This is a genomic window from Streptacidiphilus sp. BW17 (assembly GCF_041262485.1).
Taxonomy (GTDB): domain Bacteria; phylum Actinomycetota; class Actinomycetes; order Streptomycetales; family Streptomycetaceae; genus Streptacidiphilus.
Window position 1 is genome coordinate 1 of the sequence record NZ_JBGCCR010000024.1, and the last position, 15,644, is coordinate 15,644.

Annotated in this window: 14 protein-coding genes; 4 read left to right on the top strand and 10 right to left on the bottom strand. The window is 70.3% G+C overall.

What is annotated here, in order from left to right; translation table 11 throughout:
- Window positions 1-259: 259 nt before the first annotated feature.
- Both ABH940_RS25490 and ABH940_RS25495 read left to right on the top strand, forming a co-directional pair.
- Complete coding sequence (locus tag ABH940_RS25490) at window positions 260-913, top strand: NAD(P)-dependent oxidoreductase (RefSeq protein WP_370106256.1); 654 nt, start codon at window positions 260-262, stop codon at window positions 911-913.
- 69 nt (window positions 914-982) lie between these two features.
- Window positions 983-1,471, top strand: a complete 489-nt coding sequence (locus ABH940_RS25495) for a MarR family winged helix-turn-helix transcriptional regulator (protein ID WP_370072526.1) — start codon at window positions 983-985, stop codon at window positions 1,469-1,471.
- A 41-nt stretch (window positions 1,472-1,512) separates the two neighbouring features.
- Here ABH940_RS25495 and ABH940_RS25500 read toward each other — a convergent pair whose 3' ends face one another.
- Window positions 1,513-2,256, bottom strand: a complete 744-nt coding sequence (locus ABH940_RS25500; protein ID WP_370072525.1) for a TetR/AcrR family transcriptional regulator — start codon at window positions 2,254-2,256, stop codon at window positions 1,513-1,515.
- 126 nt (window positions 2,257-2,382) lie between these two features.
- Between ABH940_RS25500 and ABH940_RS25505 the strand changes: the two genes are divergently transcribed.
- Both ABH940_RS25505 and ABH940_RS25510 read left to right on the top strand, forming a co-directional pair.
- Window positions 2,383-3,372, top strand: coding sequence for an ATP-binding cassette domain-containing protein (locus ABH940_RS25505; protein WP_370106257.1), 990 nt, complete (start codon window positions 2,383-2,385; stop codon window positions 3,370-3,372).
- Window positions 3,369-4,220 (top strand): ABC transporter permease, encoded by an 852-nt coding sequence (locus ABH940_RS25510; protein ID WP_370106258.1) that lies wholly within the window; start codon window positions 3,369-3,371, stop codon window positions 4,218-4,220. Before ABH940_RS25505 ends, ABH940_RS25510 begins: the two co-directional genes overlap by 4 nt.
- Window positions 4,221-4,334: 114 nt before the next feature.
- Here ABH940_RS25510 and pssA read toward each other — a convergent pair whose 3' ends face one another.
- The 9 genes from pssA to ABH940_RS25555 all read right to left on the bottom strand — a co-directional run bounded on the left by pssA (window position 4,335) and on the right by ABH940_RS25555 (window position 15,639).
- Complete coding sequence (pssA, locus tag ABH940_RS25515; protein WP_370072529.1) at window positions 4,335-5,120, bottom strand: CDP-diacylglycerol--serine O-phosphatidyltransferase; 786 nt, start codon at window positions 5,118-5,120, stop codon at window positions 4,335-4,337.
- Window positions 5,121-5,307: 187 nt separating this feature from the next.
- Entirely contained in the window at window positions 5,308-5,970 is a 663-nt protein-coding gene (locus ABH940_RS25520; RefSeq protein ID WP_370072522.1) for a phosphatidylserine decarboxylase, read from the bottom strand.
- 366 nt (window positions 5,971-6,336) lie between these two features.
- A complete protein-coding gene (locus ABH940_RS25525; protein WP_370072521.1) occupies window positions 6,337-7,545 on the bottom strand; it encodes an acyl-CoA dehydrogenase family protein in 1,209 nt (402 codons plus the stop codon).
- A 90-nt stretch (window positions 7,546-7,635) separates the two neighbouring features.
- Entirely contained in the window at window positions 7,636-8,139 is a 504-nt protein-coding gene (locus ABH940_RS25530; protein WP_370072520.1) for a MaoC family dehydratase, read from the bottom strand.
- Between the two features lie 11 nt (window positions 8,140-8,150).
- The gene (locus ABH940_RS25535; RefSeq protein WP_370072519.1) at window positions 8,151-9,113 is read right to left on the bottom strand and encodes a CoA ester lyase; all 963 of its coding nucleotides are present in this window, start codon (window positions 9,111-9,113) and stop codon (window positions 8,151-8,153) included.
- The gene (locus ABH940_RS25540) at window positions 9,110-11,164 is read right to left on the bottom strand and encodes a protein meaA (protein WP_370106259.1); all 2,055 of its coding nucleotides are present in this window, start codon (window positions 11,162-11,164) and stop codon (window positions 9,110-9,112) included. Before ABH940_RS25540 ends, ABH940_RS25535 begins: the two co-directional genes overlap by 4 nt.
- Before the next feature lie 11 nt (window positions 11,165-11,175).
- Entirely contained in the window at window positions 11,176-12,513 is a 1,338-nt protein-coding gene (gene ccrA, locus ABH940_RS25545; protein ID WP_370072517.1) for a crotonyl-CoA carboxylase/reductase, read from the bottom strand.
- Window positions 12,514-12,979: 466 nt separating this feature from the next.
- Window positions 12,980-13,822: a TetR family transcriptional regulator gene (locus tag ABH940_RS25550; protein ID WP_370072516.1), complete on the bottom strand. Its 843-nt coding sequence runs from the start codon at window positions 13,820-13,822 to the stop codon at window positions 12,980-12,982.
- 20 nt (window positions 13,823-13,842) lie between these two features.
- Window positions 13,843-15,639, bottom strand: coding sequence for a 3-hydroxyacyl-CoA dehydrogenase family protein (locus ABH940_RS25555; RefSeq protein ID WP_370072515.1), 1,797 nt, complete (start codon window positions 15,637-15,639; stop codon window positions 13,843-13,845).
- Between the last annotated feature and the right edge of the window lie 5 nt (window positions 15,640-15,644).

Sequence of the window (15,644 nt, forward strand, 5' to 3'; positions counted from 1 at the left end):
CGTCCGCTGTATCGCTGAGCTGCACCTGTGCACTCTCCTTGTGCTGCAGCCACCAGGGGCGGGGGGGGGGGGGGGGCGCGCCCCCCCGGGGGGGGGGGGGCGGGGGGGGGGGGGGGCCCCCCCCCCCCCCGCGCCCCTGACGTTTGCAACTTCCCCGCCCCGAAAAATCTTCTCTCCGACTCGAAATAATCCCTGACTGCTCAGATGTTTCCATGGGTGGAAGCGCGGAACCCCGCACCCCGGACATGGAAGAGGCATCATGGCCAAGATCGCCGTCATCGGAGCCAAGGGCACCATCGGTACCCGCATCGTCACCGAGGCGCTCCGCCGCGGGCACCAGGTGACCGCGGTGGTGCGCGAGCCCGAGGGCTACGCCGCGCCGCAGGGCGTGCGGGTCGTCGCCGGGGACGTGCTGGACCCCGCGTCCGTGGCGAAGGTCGCCGCCGGGCAGGACGTGCTGGTCAGTGCGGTGGGGGGCGGTGGCGGGGACGGGCCGGGGCACCTCGCCACCATCGAGCCCGCCGCACGTTCCCTCGTCGAGGGCCTGCGCGGCCTCGGCGCGGCCGCTCCGCGTCTGATCGCGGTCGGCGGCGCAGGCAGCCTGGAGACCGCGCCCGGCGTGCAGGTCTGGGACACCCCGGGCCTGCCCGAATGGCTGCTCCAGATCATGCACGCCCACGGCGACGCCCAGGCCTACTACAACGGCGTCGACGACGTCGTCTGGACCGTGCTCAGCCCCTCCGGGACGATCGAGCCGGGCGAGCGCAGCGGTGCCTACCGGACGGGCCTTGAGCAGCTCGTGGTGGACGCCGACGGCAAGTCCTACATCACGTGCGAGGACTACGCCGTGGCGCTGCTCGACGAGATCGAGAAGCCGGCCCACCTCGGCCGTCGCTTCACGGTGGCCCGGTGACTTTCGGAGGCCCGGTGACGCGCGCCTGCCGGTAACGTGTGGAAGATCCCCTGGGGAAGGAGCCGCGCGATGACCGCGATCAGCATAGGAACCGCCGCCGAGGCCGTCGCCGACGAGCGCGTGCAGGCGTTCGGTGTGCTGCTGACGGCGACCGCGCGGCTGGAGCGCCTGCTGGGTGCGGCGATGGAGCGGGAGAGCGGCATCTCGCACCCGATGTTCGAGGTGCTGCTCCGGCTCGCCTCCGCGCCCGAGGGCGCGACCATGGGGGATCTGTCCCGCGACGCCGTGCTGACCAGCGGCGGAGCCACCCGGCTGGTCGACCGGATGGTCGAGGCCGGGCTGGTCCGCCGCGAGCGCTCGCGCTCGGACCGGCGCATCCAGATGGTCACCATCACCGAACTGGGCGCGGACAAGCTCGCCGAGGCGGCCCAGCGGCACGCGGAGGCGATAGACCGGCACGTCTTCCAGGTGCTCACTCCCGACCAGTTGGCCGCAACCGTCGCCGGTCTGGACGAACTCGGCCGCCACGCCCTGGAGTCACTGCCTCCGCTGGGGTAGACCGCTGGGGTGGGCCTCTGGGCTGGGCACAGCCCCTCGGCTCACGCCGGAGGCGGGCCCAGCATCGTCGAGAGCAGTCGGTCGAGGGAGTTGGCGAACATCACGTCCGGCTCCAGGGGCGCGGTGTCCGCGCCGCCGGCCAGGGTGGCGGCGAGGTGGGGGTACTGGCCGGTGGCCACCTGGGCGGCGAGGTAGGTGATCAGCTCGGCCTGCCACCGGGCGGACTGACCACCCGTCACATTGCGTTCCCACTCGGCGAACTGGCAGACGTGGCCGTTGAGCAGCGCGAAGAACTCCATCCTGGTCCCGCCGGGGAGCGCCGAGGCCACGGGTGACGACTCCAGCGCCGCGAGGAAGAAGTCGGTGCAGCGCAGCGCGTTGGGGCCCATCGAGGGGCGCGTCAGGCAGAGTCCGGCCAGCCACGGATGCCGCCGCATCGCGGCCAGCTCCTCGTGGGCCAGCAGGCGCAGGTCCGCCCACGGGTCGCCGCCGGGCTCGTCGGGGAGCGCGAACTCCCCGGCCGTCGCGTCCAGCATCAGGTCGAAGAGGTGCTCCTTCTTCGGCACGTAGTTGTAGAGCGACATCGTGCCCGCGCCCAGTGCCGCCGCCACCTTGCGCATGGAGACCGCGTCCAGCCCCTCCGCGTCGGCGAGCTCGATCGCCGCCGCGGCGATCGCAGCGCGGCTGTGCGCGGGCTCCGGGCCGCGTCCGGTGCGCTCCGGGCGCAGCCAGATCATCCCCGGCACGGCCGTGGCGTCGGTCTTGGGTTCCGTCGCAGGTGGCATCAGTGGATCACCTTTCCTCCGTCCGCAGTTTAGCGATCCCGACTTCTCTCTACGTACATCGTACGTAGTTGTAGTACGGTGAGCGCAGCGCGCTTCTACGTACGGTGTACCTAGAGAGGGGTTCGCATGAGCCTGCCCGCCGTCGAAGTGACGGATCTGCACAAGTGTTTCGGTCCCACCCAGGCCCTCGACGGGTTGGAGCTGAGCGTTCCGCCCGGAATCGTCTGCGGCCTGCTCGGGCCCAACGGAGCGGGCAAGACCACCGCTGTCCGGGTGCTGGCCACCCTTGCCGCGCCCGACTCGGGACAGGCCCGGGTCGTCGGCTACGACGTGGTCCGCCAGGCGGACGAGGTGCGGAGCCGGATCGGCTTCGCCGGTCAGCACGCGGCCGTCGAGGAGGGGCTGACCGGCCGCGACAACCTGCACCTGGTCGGCCGTCTGCACCACCTCGGCGCAAGCGGCGCCCGGCAGCGCGCCACCGAGCTGCTGGAGCGCTTCGACCTCACCGAGGCGGCCGACCGCCTGGTCCGCACCTACTCCGGCGGTATGCGGCGACGGCTCGACCTGATCGCCTCGCTGGTGGTCCGCCCGCCCGTGCTCTTCCTGGACGAGCCGACCACCGGGCTCGACCCGCGCAGCCGCAACGACATCTGGGCCATCGTCAGGGAGCTGGTCTCGGACGGCACCACCGTGCTGCTGACCACGCAGTACCTGGACGAGGCCGACCAGCTCGCCGACGACGTCGTGGTCGTGGACCACGGCCGGGTCATCGCCTCGGGGACGCCGGAGCGGCTCAAGTCCTCCATCGGCACCCGCGTCGAGGTCACCCTGGCCGACCTCGGCCAACTCGACGACGCGGCCCGGGTGGTGGCGGCCCTCGCGGGCGGGGAGCCGGTGCTGGCCCCCGACACCCGCAGCGTCAGCGCCGTCAGCGAACCCGGCCGCCGGATCCTGCTGCCGCAGCTGGTCCGCGAGTTGGACGCGGCGGGCGTCGCCGCCCAGGACGTCGCACTCGGCCATCCCTCGCTCGACGACGCCTTCCTCGCCCTCACCGGCAGCCGACCGGCCGCCGTACCCGCCGCGTCCGACGTCCCCAAGGAGACGGTGACCACGTGACCGCCCTCGCCCCTGCCGCGCCTCCGCGCCCGACCGGCGCCCCGCCCTCCTCCCGCGCAGGGAGCCACCCGCTGGCCGACGCGCGGACCCTGACGCTGCGTGTCCTGCTCTACTACCGCCGCTCGCCCGGCCTGATCGCGGCCTCGCTGCTGGCACCGCTGGCGATGCTGCTGGTCTTCGGCTACATCTTCGGCAGCGCCATCTCGCTGCCCGGCGGCGGCAAGTACCGCGACTACCTGATGCCGGGCATGTTCATCCTGGTCGCGGTCAACGGCATCATGCCCGCCATGAACGGCGCTGCGCGCGACGTCGGTCGCGGCGTCGCCGACCGGCTGCGGTCCATGCCGATCTCCCGCTCCGCCGCGCTGCTCGGGCAGACGCTGGCCGACGTGATGGTGAGCACCGTGGTGCTGACCATGATGGTCGGCGTCGGCCTGGCCCTCGGCTGGCGGGCCCACCACGGCCTTGGAGACGCGCTGGCCGCGATGGGGCTGCTGCTGCTCTTCCGCTTCACCACCAACTGGATCGGCATCTACCTGGGTCTGCTGGTCGGACGCGAGGACATGGCGGGACAGCTGTCGGTGCTGGTCTTCCCGCTCAGCATGGTCACCAACGTCTTCGTCACCACCGGCGGCATGCCGGGCTGGCTCCGCTTCCTCGCCGACTGGAACCCGATCAGCGCGGTCGCGGCGGCAGCCCGCCAGCTCTTCGGCAACGCCGTGCCACTGCAGCCGGGCGACCCGTGGCCGCTCCAGCACCCGATCCCGGCCACGCTGGCCTGGGTGGCCCTGCTGCTGGCGGTCTTCTTCCCGCTGGCGGTACGGAAGTTCAACAGCCACGGCCGCTGAGCCGGCGGTCCGCCCGGCGGCGGATGTGCCATCAGCTTCAGCGTACAAACCGAAGGGCCCCGGGACCGCATGTGCGGTCCCGGGGCCCTCTCGCTTCGCCGACAGGCGCCGACGTCAGTGCGTCGCGCTGCGCGCCTCCGCCCGCTTGGCGCGGACGTCGCCGACCTTGCGGCGGATGACCATCATCGGCGCCATCAGGGCGAGGGCGACCTGGAGCGAGGCGCCGATCTGCAGCAGCGTCCCGCCGCCCGGCAGGCCGGTGGCCCAGGCGGCGAGGCAGCCCATCGCGACCGCGATCCAGCAGAGCGTGGCTGTCGCCAGCTTGCCCTGCGGCTTGGGGTACTCGACCTGGCTGACCATCAGGGCCGCGACCGCCACGATCCCGAGCGCGCCCAGCACGAACGGCGGGTTGAGCAGCACGATCGAGATGACCGTCAGCGCGCCCATCGGGGACGGCATGCCCTGGAAGACCCCGGGCCGCGCCTCCGTGCAGGAGAACCGGGCCAGCCGCAGCACCACGGCCAGCAGCACCACGATGGCGATGCCCGCACCGATCCGCTGGTGCGCGCCGCCCGCGGTCATGCCCCAGACGACCACGAAGTAGGCCGGGGCGATGCCGAAGCTGATCAGGTCGGCCAGGTTGTCCAACTCCGCGCCCAGCGCCGAGCTGCGCAGCTTGCGCGCCACCAGACCGTCGAACAGGTCGCACATCGAGCCGATCAGCAGCAGCGTCACCGCGGTCGCGGCGCTGCGCCGGTCGCCGCTGGTGGCGACGCCGGTCAGGTGCGGGATCAGCACGCCGGTGGTGGTGCAGTAGATGGCCAGGAAGCCGCAGACCGCGTTGCCCAGCGTGAACAGGTCCGCCGTGGACAGGTGTTGCGGCGAGAACTCGCGTCGCATCTCGCGGTCGCGCGCCCAGCGCAGCCGCCGTACGGCGCGCTCGTGCTCGGTCTCGGCGTCGTTCAGTTCATCGTCCAACTCGTCGTCCAGCAACTCGTCGTCCAGCTCGTCGCGGAGACCACCGTGCAGGGCCGGGCGCACGGCCTGGTGCAGGCCGTCGTCGTCGTGGTCCGCGTACGCCTCGGGTTCAGTCACGGTCAAGACGTGTCACCCCTGCCGTCGTGCGCTGACCCACCTCGACACCGGGCTCGACTCCGGCGGGCAGGTAGGTGTCGACGCGGGAGCCGAAGCGGATCAGGCCGACCCGCTCGCCCTGGTCGACCTTGGTACCGGTGGTGACGTAGGGGACGATGCGACGGGCGACCGCGCCTGCGATCTGCACCATCTCGATGTCGCCGATTTCGGTGTCGAAGTGCCAGACGACCCGCTCGTTGCGGTCGCTGTCCTTGTTGAACGCCGGGACGTAGCCGCCGGGCACGTGCTCGACCGAGCGCACCACGCCGGGCAGCGGCGCGCGGTTGACGTGCACGTTGAGCGGGCTCATGAAGATCGCCACCCGCGTCCGACCGTCCGGCCAGGCGTCGATGCTCTGGACCACGCCGTCCGCGGGCGAGATGACCCGGCCCTCGCCGATCTCGCGCTCGGGGTCGCGGAAGAACCACAGCATCCCCGCACTGAGCGCGGTGGCCGGCACCGCCGCCAGTGCCCATCTGCCGTTGCGCCGGGTGAGGGCGGAGCACGCGGCAGCGGTCAGCACGGTGGGTACCAGCCAGGGTGACGCGCCGCGGGCCAGCGTCACGCGCGGACGGGCCGGGCTTGCGTCGGTCGGTTGGGACGGACGAAGGGGCATCGAAGACCTTTGTGGCGACCGAAAGGGTCGCAGCAGTCGAGGGGTTCGGGGACGACAGTGCCGTGTGCGACATTGCCGTTGACGACAGGTGCCGGTAGCCGACAGTTATCTATCCGAAGGGATGCTATCGGCAGCGGGTGGTGCCGTAGCAAGCTCCGGGAGCCCGGGCGGGCTGTTCCCGTGTGTCTCTCTGTCTCTCCCGCCAAGGTAAGCCGCCGGAGCAGGGCAGGCCAAGGGCTGTGGGCGAACGGTGACGAAACCCTCAGGCCGGGCTCCGGGCGGGATCCGCCCTGGGTCCGGCCGGGATTCGTACAGGAACAGGGGCGTGAACCAAGCGTTCACGCCCCTGCTTGCGCTCTCCGACGGCTACTCGGCGAGCCGGTACTCCTCCAGCAGACGACGTCCCACGATCATCTTCTGGATCTCCGCAGTTCCTTCACCGATCAGCAACATCGGGGCCTCACGGTAGAGGCGCTCGATCTCGTACTCCTTGGAGAAGCCGTAGCCGCCGTGGATCCGGAAGGAGTCCTCGACGACCTCCTTGCAGTACTCGGAGGCGAGGTACTTGGCCATGCCGGCCTCGAGGTCGTTGCGCTGGCCGGAATCCTTCTTGCGCGCGGCCATCACCATCATCTGGTGCGCGGCCTCGACCTTGGTGGCCATCTCGGCCAGCTTGAACTGGATCGCCTGGTGCTCGGCGATCTTCTTGCCGAAGGTCTGCCGCTGCTGCGCGTAGCGGATGCCCAGCTCGAAGGCGCGCTGCGCGACACCGCAGCCACGGGCCGCGACGTTGACGCGGCCGACCTCGACGCCGTCCATCATCTGGTAGAAGCCGCGGCCAGGGACGCCGCCCAGGATCCGGTCCGCGGGCAGCTTGACGTCCTCCAGCACCAGCTCGGTGGTGTCGACGCCCTTGTAGCCCATCTTCTCGATCTTGCCGGGGACGGTCAGGCCGGGGACCGTCTTGTTCGGGCCGAAGCCCGGCGTCTTCTCGATCAGGAAGGTGGTCAGGTTCTTGTACGGGGAGGAGGCGCCCTCGTCCGTCTTGACCAGGCAGGCGATGACGGTGGACGTGCCGCCGTTGGTCAGCCACATCTTCTGGCCGTTGAGGACGTAGAACTCGCCGCTCTCGTCCTTGACGGCCTTGGTGGCGATGGCCGCGACATCGGAGCCCAGACCCGGCTCGGACATCGAGAAGGCGCCGCGGATCTCGCCGGTGGCCATCCGGGGCAGGAAGTAGTCCTTCTGCTCCTGGGTGCCGTGGGCGTTGATCATGTAGGCGACTATGAAGTGGGTGTTGATGATGCCCGACACCGACATCCAGCCGCGGGCGATCTCCTCCACGGTCAGGGCGTAGGTGAGCAGCGACTCGCCGAGGCCGCCGTACTCCTCCGGGATCATCAGGCCGAAGATCCCCATCTCCTTGAGGCCCTCGACGATCTCGGCAGGGTACTCGTCACGGTGCTCCAGCTCGGTGGCGACCGGAATGATCTCCTTGTCGACAAAGCTGCGAACCGTCGCGAGGATCTCCTGCTGGATCTCGTTGAGACCTTCGGTCTGGGCGAGGCGTCCCATGGGTCGTGTCCTTCTCTTCTGTCCGGGCGCTCCACGGGCGTGGCATACACCATGGAGCGCCCGAGCACTGTGGGGGAGAGCGGTTTGGTGTTACGGCTGCTCGCGCAGTTCGGGGCGGCCGGGCTGCTCGCCCCCGCGCTCCTTGATGTACTGCTCGGTCGGGACCATGACCTTGCGGCGGAAGACGCAGACCAGGGTGCCGTCCTGGTTGTAGCCCTTGGTCTCGACGTGGACGATGCCGCGGTCGGGCTTGGACGTCATCCGCTTGTCGAGGACGGTCGTCTCGCCGTAGATGGTGTCGCCGTGGAAGGTCGGCGCCACATGCTTGAGCGACTCGATCTCCAGGTTGGCGATCGCCTTGCCCGAGACGTCCGGGACGGACATGCCCAGCAGCAGCGAGTAGATGTAGTTGCCCACCACGACGTTCTTGCCCTGCACGGTGGTGGTCGCGTAGTTGGCGTCCATGTGCAGCGGGTGGTGGTTCATGGTGAGCAGGCAGAAGAGGTGGTCGTCGTACTCGGTGACCGTCTTGCCGGGCCAGTGCTTGTAGATGGCACCGACCTCGAACTCCTCGTAGGTGCGTCCGAACTGCATCGCCGTGGCCCTCAGCTCTCAGGGATCTCGAACTTGGTGGTGCGCTGCATGCCCGCGGCGCGGCCCTTGCCGGAGATGACCAGGGCCATCTTGCGCGAGGCCTCGTCGATCATCTCGTCGCCGAGCATCGCCGAGCCCTTCTTGCCGCCCGCCTCGCTGGTGCACCAGTCGTACGCGTCCAGGATCAGCTCGGCGTGGTCGTAGTCCTCCTGCGAGGGGGAGTAGACCTCGTTGGCGGCGTCGACCTGGCCGGGGTGCAGCACCCACTTGCCGTCGAAGCCCAGCGCAGCGGAACGGCCGGCGACCTCGCGGTAGCCGTCGACGTTCTTGATCTGCAGGTAGGGACCGTCGATGGCCTGCAGGTCGTTGGCGCGCGCGGCCATCAGGATGCGCATCAGGATGTAGTGGTACGCGTCCGCCGGGTAGCCGGGCGGCTGCTCGCCGACGACCAGGGACTTCATGTTGATGGAGGCCATGAAGTCGGCCGGGCCGAAGATGATGGTCTCCAGACGCGGGCTCGCCTCGGCGATCGCGTCGACGTTGATCAGACCCTTGGCGTTCTCGATCTGCGCCTCGATGCCGATCTTGCCGACCTCGAAGCCCATGGTCTTCTCGATCTGCGTCAGCAGCAGGTCCAGCGCGACGATCTGCTGGGCGTCCTGGACCTTGGGCAGCATGATGCAGTCGAGGTTCTGGCCCGCGCCCTCGACGACGGTGACGACGTCACGGTAGGTCCAGTGCGTGGTCCAGTCGTTCACCCGGACCACGCGCGTCTTGCCGGTCCAGTCGCCGTTGTTGAGGAACTCGACGATGGTGTGGCGGGCGCCCTCCTTGGCCAGCGGCGCGCAGGCGTCCTCCAGGTCCAGGAAGACCTGGTCGGCGGGCAGGCCCTGGGCCTTCTCCAGGAAGCGCGGGTTCGAGCCCGGGACGGCCAGGCAGGAGCGGCGCGGACGCAACCGGTTGACGTTGCTCATGAGGCGAGGGTCTCTTCCTTGTTGTCCGAGGTCGGAGCGGTCTGGGCGAAGATCGTGTCCAGCCCGTGGGCCCGACGGATCTCGTCGACGATACGGCCGATGATCGTGGTGATCCCGAAGTCCTTCGGAGTGAACACCGCCGCCACGCCCTGGGCAAGCAGTGCCTGCTCGTCGGCGGCCGGGATGATGCCGCCGACCACGACCGGAACGTCGGTGACACCGGCGCGGGCAAGGCGCCGCAGCACGTCCGGGACGAGCTCGGCGTGCGCACCGGAGAGGATCGACAGGCCCACGCAGTGGACGTCCTCGGCGACGGCCGCGGCGGTGATCTGTTCCGGCGTCAGCCGGATGCCCTGGTAGACCACCTCGAACCCGGCGTCGCGGGCCCGGACGGCGATCTGCTCGGCGCCGTTGGAGTGGCCGTCCAGGCCCGGCTTGCCGACCAGCAGCCGCAGCCTGCCGCTGCCCAGCTCCTCGGCGGTACGGGCAACGGCCTGACGGACGGTCAGCAGCTCGCCGCCGGACTCCGGGTCGATCGTGCCGGTGATCGGCGCGCCGCCGACACCGGTGGGCGCGCGGTACTCGCCGAAGACGTCGCGCAGCGCCTGCGACCACTCGCCGGTGGTGACGCCGGCCCGGACGCACGCCAGGGTGGCCGGCATCAGGTTGGCGTCGGTGACGGCCTGCGCCTTGAGCTCGGCCAGCGCCGCCTGGGCGGCGGCCTCGTCGCGACCGGCGACCCAGCCCGCGAAGGCCTCGGTCACGGACCGCTCGGCGTCGCCGTCCACCACCATGATCGCGGTGTCCAGGTCGGCGGTCAGCGGGCTGGGCTCGGTGGTCTCGTAGCAGTTGACACCGACGACCTTGTCCTCGCCCGACTCGATCCGGGCGCGTCGCTCGGCGTGCGAGCCGACCAGTGCGGCCTTCATGTAGCCGGACTCGACGGCCGGGATCGCGCCGCCCATCTCCAGCACCTTGGCGATCTCCGCCTCGGCGCCCTCGACCAGCTCCGCCACCTTGCCCTCGACGACGACGCTGCCGGTGAACAGGTCGCCGTACTCCAGCAGGTCCGACTCGAAGGCCAGCACCTGCTGGATCCGCAGCGACCACTGCTGGTCCCAGGGCCGGGGCAGGCCCAGCGCCTCGTTCCAGGCCGGAAGCTGCACGGCGCGTGCGCGGGCGTCCTTGGACAGCGTGACGGCGAGCATCTCCAGCACGATGCGCTGGACGTTGTTCTCCGGCTGGGCCTCGGTCAGGCCGAGCGAGTTGACCTGGACGCCGTATCGGAACCGGCGCTGCTTCGGGTCGGTGACGCCGTAGCGCTCCAGCGTCACCTTCTCCCAGAGCCGGGAGAAGGCCCGCAGCTTGCACATCTCCTCGACGAAGCGGACGCCCGCGTTGACGAAGAAGGAGATCCGGGCGACGACCTCGCCCATCTGCTCCGGCTTGACCTGACCGCCGTCACGGACCGCGTCGAGCACGGCGATGGCCGTGCACATCGCGAACGCCAGCTCCTGCACCGGCGTGGCCCCGGCCTCCTGCAGGTGGTAGCTGCAGATGTTGATCGGGTTCCACTTGGGGATGTTGGCGACCGTGTAGGCGATCATGTCGGTGGTCAGCCGGATCGACGGACCGGGCGGGAAGACGTGCGTCCCGCGCGACAGGTACTCCTTGACGATGTCGTTCTGCGTCGTCCCGGTGAGCTTGGCGATGTCCGCGCCCTGCTCCTCGGCGACCACCTGGTACATCGCCAGCAGCCACATGGCCGTGGCGTTGATGGTCATCGAGGTGTTGGTGCGCTCAAGCGGGATGCCCTCGAAGAGCGTCCGCATGTCACCGAGGTGGCTGACCGGCACCCCGACCCGGCCGACCTCGCCGCGGGCGAGGACGTGGTCGGGGTTGTAGCCGGTCTGCGTCGGCAGGTCGAAGGCGACGGAGAGGCCCGTCTGACCCTTCGCCAGGTTCTTCCGGTACAGCTCGTTCGACGCGGCCGCGGAGGAGTGCCCCGCGTAGGTCCGCATCAGCCAGGGCCGGTCCCGATGAGTCGTCATCTCAACTGCTCTCATTCACCACGGAAGCGATTGATGGCGTCGATGTGCTTGGCGCGCAGCTCGTGGTCGGTGACGCCGAGGCCCTCCTCGGGGGAGAGGCAGAGCACGCCGACCTTGCCCTGGTGCTTGTTGTGGTGCACGTCCAGCGCGGCCTGGCCGGTGTCGGCCAGCGCGTAGGTCTTCGACAGCGTCGGGTGGATCTTGCCCTTGGCGATCAGGCGGTTGGCCTCCCACGCCTCGCGGTAGTTGGCGAAGTGCGAGCCGACGATGCGCTTGAGCGACATCCACAGGTAGCGGTTGTCGTACTGGTGCATGTAGCCGGAGGTGGAGGCGCAGGTGACGATCGTGCCGCCCTTGCGGGTCACGTAGACGGACGCGCCGAAGGTCTCGCGGCCCGGGTGCTCGAAGACGATGTCGACGTCCTCACCACCCGTCAGTTCCCGGATCCTGCCGCCGAACCGCTTCCACTCGCGCGGGTTCTGGTTGTTCTCGTCCTTCCAGAACTTGTAGTCCTCGGCGTTGCGGTCGATGATCGCCTCGGCGCCCATCGCCTCGCAGATCTTGGCCTTGGCCTCGCTGGAGACCACGCAGATCGGGGTGGCGCCGCCGGCCAGCGCGTACTGGGTGGCGTAGGAGCCGAGGCCGCCGCTGGCGCCCCAGATCAGCACGTTGTCGCCCTGCTTCATGCCGGCGCCGTTGCGGGAGACCAGCTGGCGGTAGGCGGTGGAGTTGACCAGGCCCGGCGCCGCCGCCTCCTCCCAGGTGAGGTGCTTGGGCTTCGGCATCAGCTGGTTGGACTTGACCAGCGCGACCTCGGCGAGGCCGCCGTAGTTGGTCTCGAAGCCCCAGATCCGCTGCTCGGGGTCGAGCATGGTGTCGTTGTGGCCGTCGGCGCTCTCCAGCTCGACGCTGAGACAGTGGGCGACCACCTGGTCGCCGGCCTTCCAGGCGTGCACGCCCGGCCCGGTGCGCAGCACCACACCGGCCAGGTCGGAGCCGACCACGTGGAACGGCTGGTCGTGGCGGGAGGCCTCGGGGCTGACGCGGCCATAGCGCTCCAGGAAGGAGAAGGTGGAGACCGGCTCGAAGATCGAGCTCCACACGGTGTTGTAGTTGACCGCGCTCGCCATCACTGCGACCAGAGCCTCACCCGGGCCGAGCTCGGGGAGGGCGATCTCGTCCAGGTGCAGGGACTTGCGCGGGTCCTTGTCGCGGCTGTCCTGGCCCGCGAACATCTCCTGCTCGTCCTTGTGGAGCGTGATCGCGCGATACGACTCGGGGAGCTTCAGCGCTGCGTATTCGGCGGCGCTGGTCCCCTCGTTGAGGATCGCGTCGAGGATTTCCTTCATGGCTGGCCTCCGGCGGCGTACCTGCTGAGGGAAGCAGGGTGCGTCTGGGGAACGGGCGGTCTGGGCGGTGCGTGGAGGTCGCCGGGAGCGGACACCGGCTGGTCCAGGGGCGGGGTTCAGTCGCTGAGCTGGGGTGGTCGGCAGTTCAGTTGGAGCTGGCTGTCGCGAGCTGTGAGCTGTGCTTCGAGCTTGCGGCCTGCGCAGGGGTGGCGCGCGGGCGGTGGTCACGGCGCGCCGGGTGGGGAGCCGCGGCGCCGCGACCAGTGAGTAACAACGTACTGGCACCCTGTGCCACTCGTAAAGACACTGCGTGCCAACATTTGCATCGAGTGTCACGTGAGTGTCGTCACGTTGCAACACGACGGCAACACGACGGAAGGGCCCCGTGCCGAGTGCGGCGCGGGGCCCTTCGTTGACCTTGTCTTTGAAGCCGTTTACCGGCTCCGGCCTGCGATTATTTCTGCTGCTACTGGCCCGTCGACTGGGTGAGCGCGGTGCGGATGCTGGCCACCACCTCGTCCAGCGGGGCGTCCGTGCGGGTGACCGTGATGACGATCTCGCCGGACCCGGTGCTGGGCGTGCTGACCGAGCCGATGGCACTGGGTGCCACTGACGGTGTCGCCCGCTTGGTGCTGAGATCGCCCCAGAAGGTCCGCCGGATCGCCTCGAAGGCGTGGTCCAACTGGGGTTCCACCTCGCCCCGCCCGCCGGCCCGCAACCAGCGCCGCAGCACGTGGTTGTGGGCGGCGACCACGGCCGCCGCCGAGACCTCGGCCAGCATCGCGTCGTCGCCCTGGTCGGTGTCGAACCGGCCCAGCAGGTAGCGGGTGAAGAGCCGCTCGTAGCGGGCGACCACGGCGATCTCCCGCTCGCGCAGCGTCGGCACCTGGCGGATCAGCCGGTAGCGGGCCACCGAGACCGAGGGGGTCGCCGCGTACATCCGCAGCACCTCCTTGATGCCCCGGCAGACCACGTCCAGCGGATGCTCCGTCGGCTCCGCGCTGGCCAGCAGGTCGGCCACCTGGACCAGGGTGTCGTCGTGGTCCGGGAAGATCGCCTCCTCCTTGGACCGGAAGTACCGGAAGAAGGTGCGCCGGGCCACGCCCGCCGCGGCGGCGATCTGGTCGACCGTCGTCTCCTCGTAGCCCTGGCTCGCGAACAGCTCCATGGCCGCGGCGGCCAGCTCCTGACGCATCAGCTGCCGCTGGGCGGTCGCCGCCCGGCGCACCGGGCTGCCGCCGTTGGCTTGGACAGTCCCGCCCGTGCTCTGCGGTCCCGCCTGCGCCAGCTGCTGCTCTTCGGTGCTCATGACGGGAAGGCTACCTGCCCTCATCGACGCGCGTGGTCGCGGAAGCCGCGGCCGGTCTTGCGGCCGAGGCAGCCCGCCGTCACCAGGTGCTCCAGCAGCGGCGCGGGCGCCAGGCCCGGCTCGCGGAACTCGGTGTGCAGCACCTTCTCGATCGTCAGCGAGACGTCCAGACCGACCACGTCCAGCAGCTCGAACGGGCCCATCGGGTAGCCGCAGCCCAGCTTCATCGCGGTGTCGACATCGTCGACGGAGGCGTAGTGCTCCTCGATCATCCGCACCGCGTCGTTCAGGTACGGGAAGAGCAGCGCGTTGACGATGAACCCGGCCCGGTCGCCGCACTCCACCGGGTGCTTGCGCACCTTGGTGCAGAGGTCGAGCACGGTCGCGGTGACGTCCTCGGCGGTCAGCACCGTGGAGACCACCTCGACCAGCTTCATCGCCGGGGCGGGGTTGAAGAAGTGCATGCCGATCACGTCCTGCGGACGGCCGGTGGCCGTCGCGCACTGGATCACCGGCAGCGAGGAGGTGGTGGTCGCCAGCACCGCGCCCGGCTTGCAGATCTTGTCCAGCGTGGCGAAGAGCTCGCGCTTGACGGTCAGGTCCTCGGCGACGGCCTCCATTGCCAGGTCGACGCTGTGCAGGTCCTCGTAGCTGCCGCTCGCCGTGACCCGGGCCAGCGCCGCGTCGCGGTCGTCCTCGGCGAGGCGGCCCTTGCTGACCATGCGGTCCAGCGACTTCTGGATCGCGGCCTTGGCCTTGTCGGCCTTCTCCTGGGTGCGGGCGACGAGGGTGACGTCGTAGCCGGACTTGGCGAAGACCTCGGCGATGCCGGTCGCCATGGTGCCGGAGCCGCAGACGCCGACGCTGCGCACCTCGCGCCCGGCGACGCGGACCGTGGCGGCGGCGTTCTCCTCGGCGACGATCTGCGAGCTGCCGGGCGCCGCGTAGGTGTAGAAGCCGCGACCGGACTTGCGGCCGAGCAGCCCGGCGGCGGTCAGCTGACCCAGGATCGGCGCGGGCGCGTGCAGACGGTCGTGCGACTGCGCGTACATCGCCTCCAGCACGGTGCGCGCGGTGTCGATGCCGATCAGGTCAAGCAGCGCCAGCGGGCCCATCGGCAGGCCGCAGCCGAAGCGCATGGCCGCGTCGATGTCCTCGCGGCTGGCGTAGCGCGACTCGAACATCGCGGCGGCCTGGTTGAGGTAGGCGAAGAGCAGGCCGTTGACGATGAACCCGGCCCGGTCCCCGGCGGCCACCGGCGACTTGCCCAGCGAACGGGCGAACTCGGCGGCGTCCTCGGCGGTCTGCGCGCCCGTCAGCACCGTGCGGACCACCTCGACCAGCTGCATCACCGGCGCGGGGTTGAAGAAGTGCAGGCCCAGCACGCGCTCGGGGCGGGCGGTGGCGGCCGCGATCCGGGTGACGGAGAGGGCGGTGGTGCCGGTGGCGAGCACGGTCTCCGGCGGGCAGATCTTGTCCAGCTGCGCGAACAGGTCCCGCTTCAGCTCCAGCTGCTCGGGCACCTCCTCGATCACCAGCTGCGCCTCGGCGGCGGCGGTCAGGTCGTCGGTGACCCGGATCCGGGACAGCAGCCCGGTGCGCTCGTCCTCGGTCAGGTGCTCGCGACGGACGTGGTGGGCGGTGGCCTCCTCGATCCGCACCCGGGCGGCGTGCGCCTCGGCGGGGGAGGCCTCGATCCCGATCACCTGCCGTCCGCTGCGGGCGACGATCTCGGCGATCCCGGCACCCATAGTGCCGAGGCCGACGACGGCGACGGTGGGGAAGACAGAGCTGTTGGCGGGGACGTTCTCAGTCATGGCGT